The sequence below is a fragment of the Paenibacillus jilunlii genome (assembly GCF_900102965.1).
Classification (GTDB): domain Bacteria; phylum Bacillota; class Bacilli; order Paenibacillales; family Paenibacillaceae; genus Paenibacillus_AQ; species Paenibacillus_AQ jilunlii.
Map to the genome: position 1 here is coordinate 140,891 of NZ_FNGM01000008.1, position 21,010 is coordinate 161,900.

Genomic DNA, 21,010 nt, shown 5'->3' on the forward strand with positions numbered 1-21,010 from the left:
CCTGTAGGCGGTCCTTTTTTCTGTATCTGCTTGTCCCTAACAGGTTTATCCGTATGTATGGCGGTGGGGAAGGGCGGGGGCTGGCCGCCCCCTCCTGCGCTAAAGAGTCCGTCCCGGATTCATCCTCGGACTGTTCTGCTCTTTAAGACTCTTTATCCTTGCCTCCGATATTAAAGCCTAACTGTCCATTATATTTGCCTACCTGTCCGGCAACTCCTAAGCCTGCTCCCTGACCGCCGCCGAGCTGCGCCTGTACCTGTGCGCCGAGGCCATTGTCCCCGCCGAGCTGAAGCCCGGTATTGAATCCGGCACCTTGACTTAGACCTAAGTGGCCTTCTGCATTGGCCTGCAGACCATAATCTCCTCCGACCTGTGCCCCCGTTTGGAATCCGGCCCCTTGACCGCCGCCGAGCTGTGTTTTTGCCTGAGCGGCCACTCCGTACTTGCCTAAGGCCTGGGCTTCGGCATTGAACCCAAGCCCCTGGCTGGTGCCCAGATGGGTATTGCCTTGCGCATGGATTCCATATGAAGGGGTGCCCATGTGGCCGCCAGCATGCATACCCGCGCCGTCAAAGCCTAAATTTCCGCCTGCATTTAAGCCAAGGCCATGTTTTCCGCCCACTTCGCCTCCGGTAGCAACATGAACCCCCTGCCCGCCGCCAACACTTGCGTTCATATAACCAGTTACAAGTTCTTTTTTTGTGCTTGGGCTGTCTGAGGGCAGGTCTGCCGGGCTGCTCTCTGAACGGACGAGATGGTAGTAATGAGAGTAAGGGAAAGGTGTGTAACGGGGAGAATAAGGATATGCGGGTGGATAAGCTTGGCTGTTAAGATATTCGTTCCCTTGGGTCATGTGGGATACCTCCATTATTCAATTAATGATAACAGCCTATTCATGGCAGAGTTGAATTGATACCCTTCTTAAGAAAAACGTATTCGCCGCTACGCTCTCACTTGCCGCTTTTAACCGTTTTTAGATATTGCTCCATTTGCCGCTTATGATGTTTGTCGTGGGGAATAAAATCTCTCAGATACCCCCGGATACTGAATTTCTTGCCGTCCCCGTCCAGACAAGGCTGGGTGAATTCTTCATCGGTCAATCCTGCGGTGGTCTCCAGGATTTTGGTCCGGTACAGTACGAATTGCCCGATGGCCGCCTGCACGGTCAGTGACTTGGCGTAATCGATGGCGCGGGCGTTGAACTCATCGAAGTTCTGATGCCTGATGGTCAGCGGCTGGCCATTCTGTATTTTGGCGAAAGCCTCCTCATAAAAGTACTTGTCCCACTGCGTAATGTGGCACAGCATTTCTTTTAAGGTCCATTTGCCGGCCGCAACCGGAGTTTCCCAATCTGCTTCTTCCAGGGTAGCGAGGGATTGGATGTAGGGGATTAAGGCTTGAAATTCAAACACCAGCTGTTCGTTCGTTTTTGCTGCCATGAAACGGCCTCCTGTTCAAATGTATGTATATCCAGATTTTTCTTCTGTATCTTAACTATACCTCATGGAACTTGACTGCAGCCTGTCAGGTTTAGGACAAGGTGCTGCGGAGCGCAGCTTAGCAAAACAGGAACAGCCCTCTTAACAGCCGGCTGCTATAATAAAATCACCGATCGGGGAAAGGCCGGGTGACTCAGTGAATTACAGCAAGGATATTATTCTCAATCCGCCCAAACACGGCGAAGTTGGTTTATGTGTTCCGGCCTTTGACAGCGGAAAGGCCGCTTATCTGCTCGGGGTAATTGTGGAGGACTTCAGCCGGGTCACCGATGAGATGATCACCGTGGATGTGCCAGAAGCGGAGTATGCCGTGTTCACCACACCGCCAGTGGATACCTCGGGAGGGAAGGCTCAGGAAGAGTTCGTGCAGACCATCAAGAGCACCTGGAAGTATATTTTTGAAGAGTGGTTTCCGGGCAGCGGATATGTCTACGATGAAGGCAAGCTCAACTTTGAGTTCTACGACGAGCGCTGTCATTCCCGGGCGGATACGGTGATGGAGATTTATGTTCCGGTGAGGGAGCGGGCGGGAAAATAGGAACTTTGGAGCTGCGGCTTACTATAGCCGTCAAGCTTAATCCTGAATCGCCAAAAGGGAAGCTCCGTGAAAGGGGCTTCCCTTTTGGCGTTCTTTTTATAGCCTACAGCTGAACCGCTACGTAGCTTCCTAATTCAACCATACCTGCATTGGCCAGCTTGCTTGGGTCATATTGCTGAATGACCTCGGCGGTTTTCTGCGTAAGCTCCGCACTGTCCGTATCGGCCAGGACACGCAGCACAACCAGGGTCTTCCCTTGCTTCAGCTGCCCGGCCAGCTTGGTCTTGTAGGCTTCAAGCGAATCGGCCTCAAGGCCATGGGTCACGTAATAATCGTGGGCATTGCTTGTGGCCTGGAACCGGGACAGCTCATTATCCAGCCAGGAGGAGTTGTCCATGACATAGTCTACATCGGCGGCAGTGGCATCGCTCGAATTGTAGAGCAGATACGGAAGTCCGGAATTGGTCTCGTTATTGGTCGGATCGACATTGACCCATTCCTCGCCGATCTTCACTTTATTCCAGGCGTGATTCACGCCGTCCATCGTTCCCGTGACCACCATTGAAGGGACTTGGGCCAGGTCAGAGAGCAGCTGGAAGGTGTGTGCATAGCTCATGCATACGCCAACCTTTTTGACCAGAATGCCGTAGGTACTGAAGGAATCGTTGAACTTGGCATCCACACCCTTGAACTCCTGCTGCTTGGCATTCTCCAGCGCGGCATCGTCGTAGGTGGTATTGTCATTCAAATAATTGTAGATCGCCATCTGCTTCTCATCTACGCTCATGCCGTCCTTGATGGTGGCTGCAATCACTTTGTCTGCCTCTGCGAGAATTTCCAGCTGTTTGGACAAGATGACCTCGGCAGGATCATCGTACTCCACATGCAGAGTCAGGGTCTGATAATCGTAGCCATAGCTGCGGAATCCGAGAATGAGCGGGTTCTGGTAGACTACTTTTTCTATCACATCCACCAGCGTACGCGCATTTTGCGCCTCGGGGAAGGCCTGCAGCGGAATTTCGGTCTTCCCGCTCATCAGATTCAAGGTGAGATACTCTTCCAGCGCAGAGTCCGCATGGATTAAGTCTTCTGATATCGTTGGCGCAGGCACCGTCTGTTTGTTCCCTTCGTCTACCTTGTTCCGGGTATTTTCTTTTTGCCGGTCAATGACATTATCGCCGGATTCGCTTTCGCTTCCATTCCCGTTATTGTCAATGATGGTCGGCACATCGGGTGCAGGAACATAATCCGTGTTATTCTGCGGCTCCACATACCCTTGATTGGTCCCTTTGCTCTGAGCGGCAGCCAGACTCGCAATATCCGCATCCGTCAGCTTCTCAACCTGGACATACCCCTTTAGCGCTGTACCTTGAATGGAGAACCGGACATCGGTTGGACCGGACTGCTGAATGGTGATGGAACCGGTGTCGTAAATAACAGTTCCCGGGGCTTTGGAGCCGTCAATAAACTGGACAGGGACTGTCTTGGGCAGTTCCCCCGCGTTCTTGAACAATTTCAGATTGATATTATCCTCGGAAGCCACGGTGCGCGGCAGTTGCTTGGACAGCGCAACGGTATCCACCGGGGCACTGAACTTGGACTCTTTGTCTCCCTGAACGGCGGTTACGTAATATTCACCTTGAACATTGTTGTTCTGGATGCTGGTGATTGTCTCATCCACAATCCCAAGCGCACCGCGCCCGTCCTTCATAAAATCGTTATAAGAAGTGCCGGGAACCGTCGCGATAAGCAGCGGACGCTGATCTGCATATCCTTGCTCCGCGCCACTCAGTGCCTCATTGGTGTTCTCCATCGTGATATGCGAAGCACTGTAAATATTGTAGCTCTCTGCGCCCGGCACCTCACTCCAGGCCAGTGTCAGTCTGCCGTCCGGGCTGATGTCGGGTTGCAGATTCGGCACGGGCAGGTCCGATTTCACCGTAAACGGAATGATAATCGGCTGCTTCAGCGGAGTAGGTGCAGCCGCATCCAAGTCATAGTTGAGCCGTATGTAGTACACGGGGGCGTTCCCCCAGGAGCTGCCGCCGGCTTCGCGCAGGGAATCGGAAGACAGTACGCCGAAGCCAAGCGGCTTGATGGAGTATACGCTTTTGCCATCTACAAGCTGTGAGTCTTCAAGGGTCCCCACCTTGCTCTCCGGCAGTGCCTTGATATCGGTATGTACGGACAGCGTCTTGCCAATCGCCTCTGGGCCGAGATCCGTATTGAACCTGAATATAAATTCCATATCCTGCTCGACGTTGTACATGGGCATAATGCCCGGGTTATTGTCAGTATCGTACTTCTGCTTCAGATCATACACCGTCTGCGAAGCGTCCGGCGGAGGGTTCCCTGAAGGTTTCTTCGTCTCTGCAGCCGCACTGGCTTGGGGAGCGTGCGACGGCTCCTGCCCGGCATCTTTGCTGCCTCCCATGCAGCCTGTTAATACTACACACATGATGAACATAATCATTGCCAATTGTTTCACTTTCAATAATGTCCTCTCCCGTCAGGTTTGTCTAAGATGAGTCTAAATTATGAATCAATCCATAATTACCCATTATAAATATCAGAAGATATATAACCCAATCTGACGCTTTTAAAACAAAATTGGGATAATTTATATTTATAACTGCTGGAGTAAATTTAATTTAAATACCCCCTGCCTGGTAGCAGGGGGTAAGGAGGGCAGGATGAGGTTACCTGGAAATTGTCCGGCGGGCACTGGAAAGAAGACTACATAAACCGCCGCTGCACCTTCTTCCCGTCATAGGTAAAAAGGGCTTTTTTGTCTTCCACCACGGTTTGCAGATGGACAGTGCGGCCCCAGAGAGCGTAGATGTGCGGCAGAGTGCGCTCCAGATATTTCAGATCCAGCTCGATGCTCTCATAGCGGTGGACGATCAGCAGCTCGCCGTTGCGCTCGTAGTCTGCATCCTCAATAACCAGGTATGGCGAACCGCCGTTAACCCGGGCCAGCACCAGCTGGTCGCGTACATTTTCCCAGGCCTTGTCGGTGATCTTCCACTCCGGGCCTTTCTTCTCGAAGACGTAGAGATCCAGGTCATTGACCAGTTGCTTCGACAGATAGCTGCGGATAAAAGAGATGTCCGAGTCCAGCTCCCTGACCTCAAACATTTTGTCACGGTCCCAGCGGCGCTCGATGTCCTCGAAGATCTTCAGCCCCAGGTAGTAAGGGTTGAGGCTCTGCCGGGAGGGCTGAACGACCGAGGAATTAAGCTTGGCGTATTCTACCGTCTCCTCAGGCGTCAGGTCCAGCTCACGCATGATCCGCTGATGCCAATACGAAGCCCAGCCTTCGTTCATGATCTTCGTCTCCATCTGCGGCCAGAAATAGAGCATTTCGTCACGCAGCATGGTCATGATGTCGCGCTGCCAATCTTCCAGCGCCGTTGAATATTGCTGGATGAACCAGACCATATCCTTCTCCGGCTCAGGCGGGAACCTGCGCTTCCCGGCCGTTTCCGGTTCGGGGCCGGCGGTTTTGCTGTTCTCCAGATCCCACAGCTCATCATAAGGATTGGCCGGACCGGCGCCGCCGGGCGGAGCGTCCTTGCGCTCCTTCATTTTGGCTTCGAGCAGGTGGGCCTTGCCCAGCTTGCGGGGCTGGATCAGGCTGGGGTCGATATGCTCCTGAACCGCCAGCACGGAATCAATGAAGCTCTCCACGGTATCTACACCGTAAGTCACTGAATAGTCGGCGATCCGGTCCGCGGTGGCCGACATGCTCTCGACCATGTCGCGGTTGGACATGGAGAAACGCATATTGTTTTTGAAGAAATCGCAGTGGGCGAGGACATGCGCAACAATCAGCTTGTTCTGGACCAGCGAGTTGCCGTCCAGCAGGAAGGCGTAGCAGGGGTTGGAGTTAATGACAAGCTCATAGATTTTGCTGAGTCCAAAATCATATTGCGACTTCATCTTATGGAACGTCTTGCCGAAGCTCCAGTGCCCGAACCGGGTAGGCATCCCGTAAGCACCAAACGTATAAATGATGTCAGCGGGGCATATCTCATAACGCATCGGGTAAAAATCCAGCCCAAACCCGGAAGCAATCTCCGTAATTTCGGCAATCGCCCGTTCCAGCGCTTGAATCTCATCTCCGGGCATGAATCCATCTCTCCCTCCAGCTTGGGCTTATGCTGCAACCTATTCTGACAAGGCCGCCACGATGCTGCGGACTTCCGGAACTGTTCTTCTAATGTATATGGGAGGAGGGAGGGGAGTATGATGGGGGGAGTGAGAATGTAAACAGGCAGGCGTAAATCTGATGTTCCAGATATACGTCCGCCTAGCGGTAACTGTATTTTGTACAATTAAATGGACGGAATATCAGCACAATTCTAAGATAACTGTCCTTCGTGCACTTATATTTTGCCCATTTGAGCAAAACAACTCAAGTCGCCTTTTATAACTGTACAAAATACATTTAAAGCTAAAAACAGGCGTTTAGACCGCATTTTAGCTGCACAGAATACAGTTAGCTATCCTGAGGTCTCAGACAGAAGCTTCCAGCGCCAAGAACTAGCGCCCGCTATCTTCATTGATTTTGCAAACCAGCTATCGTCAGCTCCACCTCAATACACAAACCTCCGCTGCGCCCAGTAGCTGAACAGGAAAATCGAGACCTCGGTCAGCAGCTTGGCGGCGGCGAGCGGGATGATCAGCTTTTCGTTGTAGAAATAGAGCAGCCCGTAATTGAACAGCAGCACGAGGAGCACCAGCGCAAAGTACTTGGGCAGCGACTGTTGCAGCTTGGACGTCTTGCCGCCGGTGAATACATATCTGCGGTTCATGGAATAGTTGAAGATGGAGCTGCATAATCTTGCGGCGGTAACCGACAGGAACAGGTTATGGCTGAGACGCTGGAACAGGAACAACAGTGTGAAGTCGAGTAGAGCCGATACCAGCGATGAAGTACTGAACATTAGAATCGGCAGATAGATCCGGAAGGAATCCGCCAAAGGCCGGAAATGGGACGATTGATTGTCATCCAGATAGACGGTATCAATAAACTCTTCGGTAATCGTATAGCCCTCCCGGCGGGCGGTGAGCAGCATATTCATTTCATATTCGAACCGTTCGCCGGGAATCCGGCACAGCCAGTCCAGCAGCTGGGGGGAGAAGCCGCGCAGTCCGGTCTGGGTGTCATAAATTTTGGTGCCTGTAGTCAGGGAAAAGACAACGCGTGTCACAGAGTTGCCGAAGCGGCTGCGCAGGGGAATGGTCCCGCTGAACCGGCGGCTGCCCAGCACGATTCCGGGAGCGGCCTGGTTCTGAAGCACCTCTGCAATCCGCTTAATGTCATGGGGCAGATGCTGGCCGTCACTGTCCGCACAGACCACACAGCCTGTCAGTCCAGCCTCCTGAATATACCGGAACCCTGTTTTCAGGGCGAGCCCTTTTCCAAAATTGATCGGATGGGTCAGGACCGTGCAGCCGAATGCTTCAGCAATGTTGAAGATTCCCCGGTACGCGGGGCCGCTGCCGTCATCTACAAGAACAATTGGTCCAAGCCGGTAATCGCAGAGCTGTTCAATTAAATCCAGCAGCCGTTCATCTGGCTCATAAGCCGGGATCAATATAGTCATGATGCTGCCCCCTCTTTGATATACAGAATGTCGCTGACGCCTCGTTCCTGGTTCTTGCCCTGCGGGTTATTTACAACCCGTCCCATGAAGTACATGGTGGATGAACCGCCGCCGTCCAGATTGTAGGCTTCGGTGGCTCCGAGATCCGACATGACATTCGCCAGCTCGGTTAGGGTCATCCCCCGGCTATACCCTTCACTGCGCCCGTCCACTACGACGAATACATAATGGTTCGGTGCAATCATGCCAATGGCGGTCCGGGGATTCGCATTCTGGATAGAGCGGTTGCCGAAATTGGTATCGATTTTGACATTGCTGAAATCACTGGCGGTCTTTCCGTCCTGAATCAGAATCGGCCCGAAGGACAGCGTGTTGGCGGCTCCCTGCGCCAGCAGGTCGGACGAAGAAACTTTCTCCTCGTTGTAGGTCTGCATTGTCCCGTCCCCAAATAGCGCCATCGCATCCCGCACCGGGTCATCCCGGTAGACGGTGCCATTTCGGATAATCACCCCGTCGTTGCGGAAGCCATAATAATCGCCGTTGATGGCAAAAATCGCATTGTTGCTGGAGGCGATCTCCGAGGTATCCTCCGTGATATTCGTTCCGAAGCTGTTGTCGGCAAAAGCAGAGCGCAGGCTGCTTGCATCCTTAAGGACCACATCTGCGACAAAATAGGTGATCTGGTCCGAACCCGACCCGGTCTGCACCTGATCGATCTGGATCTGGATATCATCGCTGGAATAATTCCAGTCGTCTGAAGTTGCTTTAACCTCGGCTGCGGTTGTGTTTGCCGCTGCTGCTGTACTGTTGCCATTTGCGGCTGTGTCATCCGCTACGACGACTTCGACATGTTTAATCAGGTAACGGTCTGCGAGACTATATATCACTGTACCGAGACCCAGAAGGACCACAATCATCACGACCAGCAGTTTGCGTTTGAAGCTCCAGGCTTGTCTTGTCCGCATGTTTTTCATGGAAGGATCACCTCATCAAGTAAGTTGTTAAGGTCATCTTAGCTGGGCGACCTTTAGTGAAACTGAAATAGAATGGACCGGATGATTTGGATTGATGGTATACTTTAACCAGCGCATTTTGAATTACAGGGAGGTTCGGACATGCCACAGCGTGTGCTATTAATTGAGGATGACGAGGCGATCAGTGAAATGGTGCGCTCGTATTTGGTAAAAGAGGGGTATGAGGTGGAGACGGCATTCGACGGGGATGCGGCGGAGAAGCTTTTTCACCGCGGCGGGGCTTATGATCTGGTTCTGCTGGATCTGATGCTCCCCAAACGGAGCGGCAGCGATGTGCTTCAGACGATTCGCCGGGACAGCCTGGTGCCTGTGCTGATTATGTCCGCGAAGGACAGTGATGTGGACAAGGCGCTGGGCCTCGGCTTCGGCGCGGATGATTATATTACGAAGCCGTTCTCGATGATCGAGCTGGCCGCGCGGGTGAAGGCGGCAATCCGCCGGGCCGGGTATGCTGCTGTGGGAGGTCCCGGCCAGGAAGCGGCTCCGGTGCAGGAGAAGGCTAATATAATTTCACTGCGCGGACTCTCGGTGGATCTCGATAATTTCTCGGTGCTAAAGAACGGCGAAGAGGTCAAGCTGACCGCCAAGGAGTTCCAGATTCTGGGGCTGTTCGTAAGCAGTCCCGGACGGGTGTATACCAAATCGCAGATTTACAACAGTGTCTGGGAAGATGATTATTACGGGGATGAGAATGTCATTAATGTACATATGCGCAGATTGCGTGAAAAAATTGAAGATGACCCGTCGAAGCCGGAGTACATCAAAACACTATGGGGCATTGGCTACAAGCTGGGGGATGTGCTGGAATGATTGCTTTTTGGAGTGTGGCGGTGCTGCTGCTTCTGCTCGTGATCCTATGGCAATACCTGCGTTTGCGGGAGCATTCCCGCCAGCTCGACTATATTCATACCAAGCTCACAGACATTATGGACCGGGGTTCGCATGAAAGACTGCTTTTGTTCAACAGCGATCCTCATCTGCAAAAACTCCTTACCGATCTGAATCGGCTGCTGGACGTCAACCACAGGGGAGCGGTAGAGCTTGCCAAGCTGGAGAAATCCATGCGCAGCATGCTGGCGAACATCTCTCATGACCTGAAAACCCCGCTGACAGTAGTACTCGGTTATATTGAAACGGTTCTTCAGGATCCGGCGATGTCCAAGGAGGAGCAGGAGAAGATCCTGCGGATGATTCATGTCAAGGCAGGAGAAGTGATCCGGCTGATGAACAGTTTTTTTGATCTGGCCAAGCTGGAGAGCGGGGACAAGGACATTCCCCTGTCACGGGTGGAGCTGGGGGAGGTCTGCCGGAGAAACATCCTCTCCTTCTACGAAATTCTCAATGCCAAGGGCAGTGAAGTGGACATTGAGCTCCCGGATGAGGCGCTGTATATCATGGGCAACGAAGAGGCACTGGACCGGGTGCTGTCGAATCTGCTCTCCAATGCAATCAAGTACGGGGATGCCGGCGGGGTGCTTGGGCTTAGGCTGTACAGCGACGGGGATCAAGTGTGCATAGAGGTGTGGGACCGGGGCAAGGGCATCACCGAAGGCGACCAGGACAAGGTTTTTGAGCGGCTCTATACGCTGGAGGATTCACGCAACCGCGATTACCAGGGGAGCGGGCTCGGGCTGACCATCACCAAACGGTTAACAGAACAGATGAACGGCACCATTACCTTACGCAGCAAACCTCATGTCAAAACAGCATTTACACTTTCTTTTCGCAGGCAGACGTTCTGATGCTTCTATTGGTCCGGCGGCTTCCCAGGGCTTATGTCTGCAGCTTAAGAATTTCGTAAGATTCAGGTAATAAAAAAGAAAATTCCGCTGTGTACAATAAGAACCAGGAAGATAAACGAAGAAGCCAAAGGGGATAACGGAAATGACCACCATATTGCGGACTTGGGATTTAACCAAGGAGTATCAAGGCAAAGAGGCTGTTAGCGGCGTGAATATGAGCATCAAGCAAGGTGAAATTTACGGTTTCCTGGGACCGAATGGAGCGGGCAAAACCACGGTGATGAAAATGATCACCAATCTGGTGAAGCCGACAGCGGGGAATATTGAATTTTTTGGAGAGAGCATGACGGACCATTCCTATGAAATGCTGAAGCGCATGGGCTGCATTATTGAATATCCGGTGTTCTACGACAAACTGACGGCGAGAGAAAACCTCCAGCTGCACGGGGAGTATATGGGGTACTACGATGCGAAGGCCATGGAAGAAGCGCTGGAGCTGGTCAAGCTGAGGGGTGTGGACAAAAAGCCGGTCAAGCAGTTCTCCCTGGGGATGAAGCAGCGGCTGGGCATTGCCCGGGCGGTAATGACCAAACCGGAGCTGCTCATTCTGGATGAGCCGATCAACGGACTGGACCCCATCGGTATCAAGGAACTGCGTGAAGTATTCCGCATGCTGAGCCGGGAATATGGTATGACGCTGCTGATCTCCAGCCACATTCTGGGGGAGATTGAACAGGTTGCCGACACCATCGGCGTCATCCGTGACGGAATTTTGGTGGAGGAAGTGGCGATGGATATGATCCGCAGCCAGAACACGCAATACATTGAACTGATTACCGGAGCGAGCAGCAAAGCGGTGTATGTGCTGGAGCACAAGCTGGGCCTCACCAACTTCAAGGTGCTGGACCCCCGGACGATCCGCATTTACGATGCCGTACAGCAGCTTGAACTGAATAAAGCACTGATAGAAGCGGGCGTGGAGCTGGACAGCCTGAGTAAAAAGAATCTTTCGCTGGAAGATCATTTTGTGGAACTAATGGGGGGTGAAGGCATTGCTTAAGCTGATACAACTGGAAATCCGTAAGAACAAACTAACAGGTATGCTCAAAGGTGTGGCCATTGCCGTCTTAATGATTTTTGGCTTTATGCTGCTGCTTACTTACGTTGACGCTGAAGGCGGCAACGGTGGCGGGGAATTCAATACTTATACAGAGATGTTAGAAGGCTTGTATATTTTGGTCAAAGTGACCTTTGTGGTGTTTGCTTCGGTTGTGCTGAGCAAGCTGGTGATTGACGAGTATAAGAACAATACCATTACATTGCTCTTCATGTACCCGATCTCCCGTAAAAAACTCCTGGGTGCCAAAATTATCATCGTGTTCCTCTTTACACTGCTTAGCGTTTTTATATCAGATATTCTGATTAGCGCCCTCCTGATTGGAATTAACTCTTTCACTCATGTGATTCCGGGACAGCTGGAGCTCACTGCGATTCCTGGAGAGGTGGCCCGCATAGGGGCAGATGCGATCTATGCGGCAGGAATTGGACTCATTCCTTTATACATCGGAATGCGTAAAAAATCCGTACCCGCTACCATAGTTACTTCGGTGCTGTTTGTCGGCGTGAGTTCCTCCGATTTTGGCGGCTTCCGGATGAGCAATCTGGTAGGGGTCTCCATCTTCTTCAGCCTGCTTGGCGTAGCCATCGCTTACCTGTCGATCCGGAATATCGAACAGAAGGATATTGCCTGAATGTAATTCGAATTACCCACAGGAACGTTTTCATTACCAGGGTTCCTCTACAGTGAGGTTAAGGATGTGTCATAGGTCCTTGCTGATCTGACGGAGGGCTTTTTTCCTAAAAAACCGCTTGGTGCCAATGTTATAGATGGCGACCAATTGCGGTTTTTTTGCTATAATAGTATAAAATTCAGCAAATTCCGAGCGGGGTACAGATTGAAACTACATAATTGTTTATCCGCAGCTTCTGAATAGAAGAGGATACAGGATTAAAGCAGCAGAGGAGGTGGGCTATGCCTATAAAATGGTCTTTCATTCTGGACCGGGTGCTTTCCGAAGAAGGCGCCTACAAAGCGTTATATGATCATCATCCCGACCTGATAATTGTGCTGGACAGGCAGGGGGACTATGTGGAGAGCAACCGCGCTTTTGAAGCAGCCGCTGGAGCAGATGCGCTGCTCCATAAGCCATTGTCCGGTTGCCGGCCACAGCCTCCCGGAGAGGAACATTTTGCCGCAGCGCTTGGAGGCATCGGCTCCAGGGTTGAGCTGCAGGTGGAAGAGGGAAGCGGAAGCCGCTCTGCGGCCATTACGTATGTGCCAATAAAAGCTGAAGAAGGAATCGCAGGCGTATTTGCTATTATCCATTATGAACAGAAACGCGGTCTTCCCCTTGAGGTTGAAGAGTGGCTCGGCAGTCTCATCACCCGGGAGGAACCTCCCGTGGAATGGACGGATGATTGGACACCGGGATATGAAGAAATGCTTGCCGCAATGGGGGCAGCAGCGGAACAGCAGCAGGCAGAGCTGGTGCTGGAGATGTCTGAGGATAAGCATCTGGGCCTGATACTGAACTCTGTTGCCGCGGGGATTTTTGGACTGGATACACAGGGAAGAACATTTTTTATCAATCGTGAAGGGGCAGATATGCTGGGATATGCTCCCGCTGAACTGATTGGCCGGAGTTTTGCCGGGCAGGTTCATCATATCCATGGCGACGGGTCAAGGTACCAGAAGATTGAATGTCCGATCTCGCAGACCCTCCAGGATGGCCGTACACGCAGCAAAGGGGATGAAATCTTCTGGAGGAAGGACGGCACCAGCTTTTTTGTCAGCTACCGGATTGCCCCGCTTATGCATAAAGGCATGATATGCGGAGTGGTGGGTTCCTTCAGCGATATTACGAATGAACGGGAGATTCTGCGGGCCAAAGAAACGGCAGAGCAGGCCGCTCAAGCTAAAGCGGATTTTCTGGCCATGATGAGCCATGAGATCCGCACACCAATGAACGGGATGATCGGGATGGCGGATTTGCTGCTGGAAACGGAGCTTGAGGAAGAACAGCGCACCTATGCCGAGATTCTGCGCAGCAGCAGCTACAGCCTGCTCAAAATTCTGAATGACATCCTCGATTTCAGCAAAATGGAAGCCGGCAAAATGCCGCTGCTGTCGGAGAAATTTGATCTGCGCGAGATGATGGAGAGCATCATAGATCTGTTTACCCCCAAAGCGGAAGAGAAAAAGCTGGCGCTGCGGTGGTGGGCGGATACCAGTGTGCCGTCCATGGTCACTACCGACCCCAGCCGCTTGCGGCAGATTATTGTGAATCTCGTCGGCAATGCGCTGAAATTCACCGAACGGGGCAGCGTCACGCTGTCCGTGAAGAATATTCAGCTGCCGGCTTCGCCGGAGTATCTGCTGGAATTTTCGGTGCGGGATACAGGAGTAGGGATTGCCGACAGCAAGCTGAATTTGCTGTTCCAATCCTTTTCCCAGCTGCATCCCTTCATCAACCGCAAATACGGAGGCACAGGACTTGGACTGGCCATCTGCAAGCAGCTGGTGGAGCTGATGGGCGGGACGATTTTTGTAGAGAGCGAAGAAGGCCGGGGCTCCACCTTCCGCTTCATGCTTCCTTTCGTCAAGGAGGAGATTGAGGCGGATATTGCTCCTTAAGCCTGCTCCTGGTGCAGCCGGACAGCCGGACAGCGGGAGACTTGAGGCATCGGTCTTTATCGTAGGGAGCTGCTGCAGATTGGAAGTGGGGCTGCAGCCAGCCAGGCAAGGGGGCCTGGGACCGCTTTCGTAGATTGCCGTAAGCTAGGGGTGGCCAAGGCCCTCACGGCCGCAAACCCCATAATCCACAACAGCAAGCCTCCAATGACGGAGACTTGCTGTTTTTTGTGTGGCAAGACCGTTTATGCGCATATCTCTCACCGTTGGTCAGAACTCGCAGTCGCTAAGTGGAAAAAGTAAACCTATTTCAGTCAAATTCACGATAAACGTTGAGTTAAGTGGAAAAAGTAAACCTAATTAAATCGGAAAAGATGTATATGGACCATTGTTGGATTTTTTCTCCAATGTAAGTGGATACATTCCACTCAAATTCCGAAAAAAAACAAAATGTAGAATATTAGGTGGAGAAATTTCACTTGGAGGCGGATGATGTAATCAAATTGAACTCCTGATGCCTGAATTCCATCATTCCAATCCTATTTACTGGAGATGCCTTTGGGCGCTTGCGGATATGAGGAGGCGGCCGCAATAAAAAACGAATCCCTATCCGCATAAATTGCAGACAATGGACTCGTCATAGGCAGAGTATCAGTTATTTCATTTGTGGCGGTAGCTGGAACAGAACAGGACAGCTGCCAGCCCTCAACAGGTTTTTAATGCATATACATGAGACCGACGGTACCTGGACCACAGTGGCTTCCAATCACACAGCCTGCGTGGATAACGGCGATTTCGCCGGAACCCGTCTGCTCACGCAGTGCTGTCTCCAAATACTTGGCATCCTCTTCCGCGAGGGTGTGGGCAACAATGATAAGCTCCTTGTCGATATTACCGGCATGCTCCAGGGCGTGATGCAGCATCTGCTCGACAGCCTTTTCCTTTTTGCCACGAATCTTGCTGACCGGCACGATGGCACCGTCAATCAAGCGCAGCACAGGCCGGATCTTCAGCAGGCTGCCGATAAAATTCTGCATGCCGGAGCAGCGTCCGCCCATGTACAGGTAGTCCAGCGTATCCACAACAAACTCCGTTTCCACCCGGCTGCGGCACTCTTTTACCATAGCGGTAATCTCCAGAGCACTTTGGCCTCTGGCGGCTGCACGGGCAGCCTTCATGACCAGAAGGGCAATCCCCCCGCACAGCGTCTCTGAATCTATGACCTGCACCCGGCCTTCCGGGAACTCTACTGCTGCGAGCAGGGCATTCTGATATGTAGAGGATAAAGCAGAGGATAGACTGATATAGACGATATCTCCTCCGCTGCGGATCACCGGCTCAAAGGCAGCCATGAAATCTGCGGGCGAGGGGGCAGCCGTTTTTGGCAGGGCACCTTGAGCGGCTACCCGGCGGTATACTTCCTCAGGTGTAATATCCACCCCGTCCTTGTAAGTAGCGTCTTCAAATACGACATACAGCGGAATGATGCCGATATCATACGTTTCCTTCCAGCCTTGCGGCAAATCGGAAGTGCTGTCTGAAAAGATTTTTACAATAGACATGAATTTCTCCTTCACCGGTTCTCGGATGACAATCTTCCATAATATGATCCATATAATCTGTAATTATACCAAGCCTGCACGGATTCTCAAAATGAAATAATAGATTTGCTGCCGAAGCAGTGAAAAAAAGACCAGCCGCTTCTGACGGCTGATCTTGAAAACAAATGCAGGAGGGTTACTTCTTCAGCACCGGAATCCACACTTCACAGACATAATCCTCTGCACCCGTATCACCTGGCGGATACAGTTCAAACTCCGGTCCGCCCGAATGCTCATAGCCGGTCCCCGGGAACCATTCCTGAAAAATCCGCTGCCACACCTTCTGAATCGCATCGGGCATCGGGCCGGCTGAAGTAAATACGGCCCAGCTTGCAGCCGGAACCACTGCGGTCTCGTAGCCCTGCGGGTCGGTTTCAGGGGTGCCTTCCACTCCGATCCAGTAGGACAGCAGCTCCTTCTCCATGTCCATGCTCATACAGATGCCGAGCCAGTCTTTACCCGTGCCAACTTCAATCAGCTTATCCGAAGTGCCGTCCGCGTTGCATTCATTCCAGAACTCGGGGATTCTGCGGAGATTTTCTCCGTCCCGGGTAGTCACCTCCATTGATTTGCCGATAACGGTAAAAGCAGGTTTCTCTACGATTTTGTATTCCATTTCCAGATCTCCCTTCAATGATAGATGGAAGGTGAGGCGGGGGAACGCTTTGAGCTGTACCCCAGGCTCCCGTGCGGCGGAGGGGGTTAGCCCATGCGCCTTGCGGAACGCTTTGGCGAACGCCTCGGGGGACTCGTATCCGTATTTCAGCGCCACATCGAGCACCCTGATCTTTGACATTGCCAGCTCCTGGGCTGCCAGGGTCAATCTCCGTTTGCGGATATAGTCTGCCACTGTCACTCCGGTCAGCATGGCGAACATCCGCTGGAAGTGAAACGGAGAGACATGGGCCACCTTGGCAACGTCCTCAATGCGCAGCGGCTCTGTCATCCGGCTCTCTATGTAATCCAGTGCATCTTTCATACGGATCAGCCATTCCAATTGTGCCATCTCCCTTTGAACCCATCCTATCATACCTGCTCCCGGGTGGTCCTGTTATTCTCTGCTCGTTGCAGACAGATCAGGTCAGACTCCATCCGCCCATCCAGCAGCATATTCCTTATAGTATAGCCCAGGAGTGGAGAAGGAGTCAGCCCCCCAGCCGGCAGACCCTGGCTTCATAAGGACGCAGGGTTTCCCGGTCCATGGCCGGCTGCTCCTCAGGATAGTTGCTGATGATCGTTTCAGTCACGGCGTTCAGCTCCTCCAGGAGATCCACGGTCTGCGGGGTGTCGCAGAAATTCAGCAAGATCAGCCACCGTTCCCCTTCCAGCGTCCGGGTATAGGCATAAATGAATTCATGCTCCGGCAGCAGCAGCTCATAATCGCCATAGACCATAACAGGATGTTTTTTGCGCAGGCTGATCAGCTTCTGATAATAATAAAATACCGAATCCGGATCAGCCAGCGCCTGTTCCACATTGATCTCTTCATAGCGCGGATTAAGCTTGAGCCACGGAGTTCCTTCGGTAAATCCGGCATTGGGGGAGGAGTCCCACTGCATTGGCGTGCGGGCATTGTCCCGGCCTTTGGCATGGATCGCCTTCAGGGTGGCTTCATGATCGCCGCCGCCGTCCGTTACCTTTTCCTTGTACATATTATGGATTTCAATATCCTTGTAATCTTCAAGCTGCGGGAACTGCACGTTCGTCATGCCGATTTCCTCACCTTGATAAATGTAGGGCGTGCCTTTAAGCGTATGCAGCAGGGTAGCGAGCATTTTGGCCGAAATCACGCGGTATTCCCGGTCATTGCCGAATCTGGAGACCATCCGGGGCTGGTCATGGTTGTTCAGGTACAGGCTGTTCCAGCCGCGGTCCGCCAGACCTACCTGCCATTTATGCAGGATATCGCGCAGCTTGGTCAAGTTCCAGGGGGTGACATTCCATTTGCCTCCGGGGCCTGAGTCTATATCCATATGCTCAAATTGAAAGACCATCTGCAGCTCATTCCGGTCTTCAGCGGTATACAGGATGGCGTCTTCTACCGTAGCACCCGGCGTCTCGCCAACGGTCATTACATTATATTTGGAGAGAACCTCCCGGTTCATTTCCTGCAAATATTCGTGGACACGCGGGCCGTTCATATAATATTCTCCGCCGCCGGCCAGCTCGCCGGGAGCCAGACCCTCATGATGGGCGGAGGGCAGGCCTTCCACCTTGGAGATCATATTGATGACGTCCATCCGCAGCCCGTCTACCCCTTTGTCCAGCCAAAAAGCCATCATCTTGTACAGCGCCTCACGCAGCTGCGGATTCTCCCAGTTGAGATCCGGCTGCTTGCGCGAGAAGAGATGCAGATAATATTCGCCTGTCTTTTCATCAAGCTCCCAGGCCGGGCCGCTGAAGATGGAGCTCCAATTGTTCGGCAGCTGGCCATTGGGACCGCCAGGCCGCCAAATATAATAATCCCGGTACGGATTATCCTTGGAGGAACGGGACTCTACGAACCAGGCGTGCTCATCCGAGGAATGGTTGATGACAAGGTCCATCATCAGCTTAATGCCTCGGGCATGCAGCCCGTCCAGCAGCTCCTCCCAGTCGCCAAGGGTGCCGAATTCATCCATAATATCTTCGTAATCACTGATATCATAACCATTGTCGTCATTAGGAGATTTGTAGACCGGCGACAGCCAGACGACATCGACCCCCAGCTTGTGCAGATAATCGAGGCGGGAGATAATCCCCCGCAAGTCACCGATCCCGTCTCCGTTGCTGTCCTGGAAGCTGCGTGGATAGATCTGATAGACAACGGCTTCTTTCCAAAAGGTTCTGTTCATGCGAATTAGCTCCTTTGAATGGTATTGGAAGATAAAACAGCCCCGAAGGAACTTAAGCCTCCGGGGCAGCAGCAATTATACTGTAACGGATGAGCCTTCTGCAGTCACGCTGCTCAGCCCGTTCACCGTATAGTCCTTGCCATAAATCGTGATGGACGCCGGAATATCCGTTTCATTGACCACTGTAACCTGCACATCGGTTACGCTCACCTTCAGGCGGGAGCCGCGGAACATGATTTTGAACGAATAAGCTGTCCAGTGGCCCGGATTGGATGGATTCAGGATCAGCCGGCCAGCCTGTACCCGCAATCCGCCAAAGCCATGCACGATCGACATCCAGGTTCCGGCCATGCTGGTGGTATGGCAGCCGTCTTCCGTATCGTTGTTGTAATTGTCGAGATCCAGTCTTGATGTGCGCAGGTACATTTCATACGCCTTTTCCTTGTATCCCAGCTCACAGGCGAGAATCGCATGGATGCAAGGGGAGAGGGAGGACTCATGGACGGTAATCGGCTCATAAAAGTCGAAATTCCGTTTTTTGGTCTCCAGATCATAACGGTCGCCGAGGAAATAGAGTCCCTGCAGCACATCGGCCTGCTTGATGAAGCAGGAGCGCAGAATGCGGTCCCAGGACCATTTTTGATTCAGCGGAAGGTTCTCCGGCAGCACATCCTTGACCTGGATGATCTCCTTGTCGAGGAAGCCGTCCTGCTGCAGGAAGATGCCGAGTTCCTCATCGGCTGCATAGTACATTTTGGCGATAATGTCGTTCCATTTTGCCGTTTCATCCTCTGCCAGCTCCAGCTTGTCGACAAGCTCCGCATAACGGGCGGATTCATTCTCCTGCAGGTACGCCAGGGCTTCCAGTGTGTACTCCATCGTCCAGGAGGCCATCCGGTTCGTATACCAGTTGTTGTTGACGTTGTTCTCGTATTCGTTCGGGCCGGTGACGCCGAGCATTACATATTTGTCCTTGTGCGGCACGTAGTGCACGCGTTCCTCCCAGAAGCGGGAAATTTCCACCAGCACCTCCAGGCCGTATTGGCCAAGATAGGCTTGATCTCCGGTGTAGTTCACATAGTTATAGATAGCATAAGCAATAGCGCCGTTACGGTGGATCTCTTCAAATGTAATCTCCCACTCGTTGTGGCACTCCTCGCCGTTCATCGTTACCATTGGATACAGCGCGCCTTTTTTGAAGCCGAGCTTGCGGGCGTTTTCCTTCGCCTTCTCCAGGTGTTTGTAACGGTAGATCAGCAGGTTGCGGGCAATCGAAGAATCGGCAGTACTTAAGTAGAATGGCACACAATAAGCTTCTGTATCCCAATAGGTGCTGCCGCCGTATTTTTCCCCAGTGAAGCCCTTTGGTCCAATGTTCAGCCGGTCGTCTTCGCCGGTATAAGTCTGATTCAGCTGGAAAATATTGAACCGGATCGCCTGCTGCGCGGATACATCGCCTTCAATGATAATGTCGCTTTCCTTCCACTTATCTTTCCAGGCCTCAGCCTGTTCGGTCAAAAGCGCCGCAAAACCGGCTTCCCGGGCGCTGTGCAGTGCGGTTTCTGCTGCTTCGACCAACTGGCCCAGCCCGTGATTCCGGGATGTCACATTGGCGGCATACTTATAAATAACCACCTGATCGCCGGATTTTACCGGGAAGCTTACTTTGCTGGCTACATATTTCTCTTCCTCGATGGTAACGGCTTCGCGGGTCAGCTTATCACCATTCAGGAGGATGTCAAAGAGATAGGCAGAGGTAACGTGAAAATCAAGTTTTTTGGTCTTCAGTGTCAGATGTCCGCCATCCGGACCGCCTTTTTTCTCCACTTCATTCCAGAATTTCTCGTCGTAGTTGGCGTCCTTGTTCTTGATGTCGCCGTCCAGATAAGGGGTAATGGTTAGCTCACCGGCAAAATTAACGGGGCTGATCGAGTAGCGGATGGCGCCAATCTCACGGCGGGCCATGCTGACAATACGGAGGCTGTCGACCCGGACTTCCTTGCCGTCAGCCGTTACTGCGGTGAAGCTGCGGGACAATGTGCCTTCCTTCATGTTAAGCTCCCGGCGGAATTCGCTGACGGTGCAGGCCGCCAGATCCAGCGGAGTGCCGTCAATATCAATGTTGATACCGATCCAGTTCGTGCTGTTCAGCACCTTGGCAAAATACTCCGGATAGCCGTTTTTCCACCAGCCCACCCGTGTTTTGTCGGGGTAGTAGACCCCAGCCATATAGCTGCCCTGCAGGCTCTGTCCGCTGTACTGCTCTTCAAAATTGGCGCGTCCGCCCATGTACCCGTTGCCGATGCTAAAGACACTTTCGGAAATTTCCTGGGTCTGCGGATCAAAGGATTCTTCAATGATGGACCATTCGTCGATTTTTAAATATTGCTTCATAAGTACCGCTCCTTTTAATAGGGGATGAGGATATATAATGAACTAAATCGCGTGGATTAGAATTG

The 21,010-nt window shown here is 52.4% G+C and carries 16 protein-coding genes; 6 read left to right on the forward strand and 10 right to left on the reverse strand.

The genetic code is table 11. The features are described 5' to 3' along the window. Nucleotides 1-142: 142 nt before the first annotated feature. Nucleotides 143-853, reverse strand: coding sequence for a hypothetical protein (locus tag BLQ82_RS15475; protein WP_062524680.1), 711 nt, complete (start codon nt 851-853; stop codon nt 143-145). A 97-nt stretch (nt 854-950) separates the two neighbouring features. Then, the gene (locus BLQ82_RS15480; protein ID WP_062524678.1) at nt 951-1,439 is read right to left on the reverse strand and encodes a DinB family protein; all 489 of its coding nucleotides are present in this window, start codon (nt 1,437-1,439) and stop codon (nt 951-953) included. 196 nt (nt 1,440-1,635) lie between these two features. Between BLQ82_RS15480 and BLQ82_RS15485 the strand changes: the two genes are divergently transcribed. Next, a complete protein-coding gene (locus BLQ82_RS15485; RefSeq protein WP_062524674.1) occupies nt 1,636-2,037 on the forward strand; it encodes a GyrI-like domain-containing protein in 402 nt (133 codons plus the stop codon). 103 nt (nt 2,038-2,140) lie between these two features. Here the strand turns inward: BLQ82_RS15485 and BLQ82_RS15490 are convergent, their stop codons facing one another. The 4 genes from BLQ82_RS15490 to BLQ82_RS15505 all read right to left on the reverse strand — a co-directional run bounded on the left by BLQ82_RS15490 (nt 2,141) and on the right by BLQ82_RS15505 (nt 8,623). Then, nucleotides 2,141-4,525 carry a transglutaminase domain-containing protein gene (locus BLQ82_RS15490; RefSeq protein WP_244280828.1) on the reverse strand — a complete coding sequence of 795 codons (2,385 nt, stop codon included), beginning with the start codon at nt 4,523-4,525 and terminating at the stop codon, nt 2,141-2,143. A gap of 248 nt (nt 4,526-4,773) precedes the next feature. Beyond that, nucleotides 4,774-6,168: a SpoVR family protein gene (locus BLQ82_RS15495; RefSeq protein WP_062524670.1), complete on the reverse strand. Its 1,395-nt coding sequence runs from the start codon at nt 6,166-6,168 to the stop codon at nt 4,774-4,776. Between the two features lie 467 nt (nt 6,169-6,635). Beyond that, nucleotides 6,636-7,649 (reverse strand): bifunctional glycosyltransferase family 2/GtrA family protein, encoded by a 1,014-nt coding sequence (locus BLQ82_RS15500; protein WP_062524669.1) that lies wholly within the window; start codon nt 7,647-7,649, stop codon nt 6,636-6,638. After that, nucleotides 7,646-8,623: a phosphodiester glycosidase family protein gene (locus BLQ82_RS15505; RefSeq protein WP_062524667.1), complete on the reverse strand. Its 978-nt coding sequence runs from the start codon at nt 8,621-8,623 to the stop codon at nt 7,646-7,648. The genes BLQ82_RS15500 and BLQ82_RS15505 overlap by 4 nt, the downstream gene beginning before the upstream one ends. Before the next feature lie 141 nt (nt 8,624-8,764). Between BLQ82_RS15505 and BLQ82_RS15510 the strand changes: the two genes are divergently transcribed. The 5 genes from BLQ82_RS15510 (at nt 8,765) to BLQ82_RS15530 (ending at nt 14,119) form a co-directional block, all read left to right on the forward strand. Further along, nucleotides 8,765-9,493 carry a response regulator transcription factor gene (locus BLQ82_RS15510; RefSeq protein WP_062524665.1) on the forward strand — a complete coding sequence of 243 codons (729 nt, stop codon included), beginning with the start codon at nt 8,765-8,767 and terminating at the stop codon, nt 9,491-9,493. Continuing rightward, nucleotides 9,490-10,425: a sensor histidine kinase gene (locus BLQ82_RS15515; protein ID WP_062524663.1), complete on the forward strand. Its 936-nt coding sequence runs from the start codon at nt 9,490-9,492 to the stop codon at nt 10,423-10,425. Before BLQ82_RS15510 ends, BLQ82_RS15515 begins: the two co-directional genes overlap by 4 nt. Before the next feature lie 142 nt (nt 10,426-10,567). Then, nucleotides 10,568-11,485, forward strand: coding sequence for an ABC transporter ATP-binding protein (locus BLQ82_RS15520; RefSeq protein ID WP_062524661.1), 918 nt, complete (start codon nt 10,568-10,570; stop codon nt 11,483-11,485). Beyond that, a complete protein-coding gene (locus BLQ82_RS15525) occupies nt 11,469-12,176 on the forward strand; it encodes an ABC transporter permease (RefSeq protein WP_244280815.1) in 708 nt (235 codons plus the stop codon). Before BLQ82_RS15520 ends, BLQ82_RS15525 begins: the two co-directional genes overlap by 17 nt. A gap of 281 nt (nt 12,177-12,457) precedes the next feature. Next, complete coding sequence (locus tag BLQ82_RS15530) at nt 12,458-14,119, forward strand: ATP-binding protein (protein ID WP_062524657.1); 1,662 nt, start codon at nt 12,458-12,460, stop codon at nt 14,117-14,119. 713 nt (nt 14,120-14,832) lie between these two features. Here BLQ82_RS15530 and BLQ82_RS15535 read toward each other — a convergent pair. The 4 genes from BLQ82_RS15535 to BLQ82_RS15550 all read right to left on the reverse strand — a co-directional run bounded on the left by BLQ82_RS15535 (nt 14,833) and on the right by BLQ82_RS15550 (nt 20,945). Continuing rightward, a complete protein-coding gene (locus tag BLQ82_RS15535; RefSeq protein ID WP_062524655.1) occupies nt 14,833-15,678 on the reverse strand; it encodes a DegV family protein in 846 nt (281 codons plus the stop codon). 175 nt (nt 15,679-15,853) lie between these two features. Continuing rightward, nucleotides 15,854-16,714: an AraC family transcriptional regulator gene (locus BLQ82_RS15540; RefSeq protein WP_208810846.1), complete on the reverse strand. Its 861-nt coding sequence runs from the start codon at nt 16,712-16,714 to the stop codon at nt 15,854-15,856. Nucleotides 16,715-16,862: 148 nt separating this feature from the next. Continuing rightward, nucleotides 16,863-18,551 (reverse strand): glycoside hydrolase family 13 protein, encoded by a 1,689-nt coding sequence (locus BLQ82_RS15545; protein WP_062524651.1) that lies wholly within the window; start codon nt 18,549-18,551, stop codon nt 16,863-16,865. A 75-nt stretch (nt 18,552-18,626) separates the two neighbouring features. Beyond that, nucleotides 18,627-20,945 carry a glycoside hydrolase family 65 protein gene (locus tag BLQ82_RS15550; RefSeq protein WP_062524649.1) on the reverse strand — a complete coding sequence of 773 codons (2,319 nt, stop codon included), beginning with the start codon at nt 20,943-20,945 and terminating at the stop codon, nt 18,627-18,629. Nucleotides 20,946-21,010: the final 65 nt, after the last annotated feature.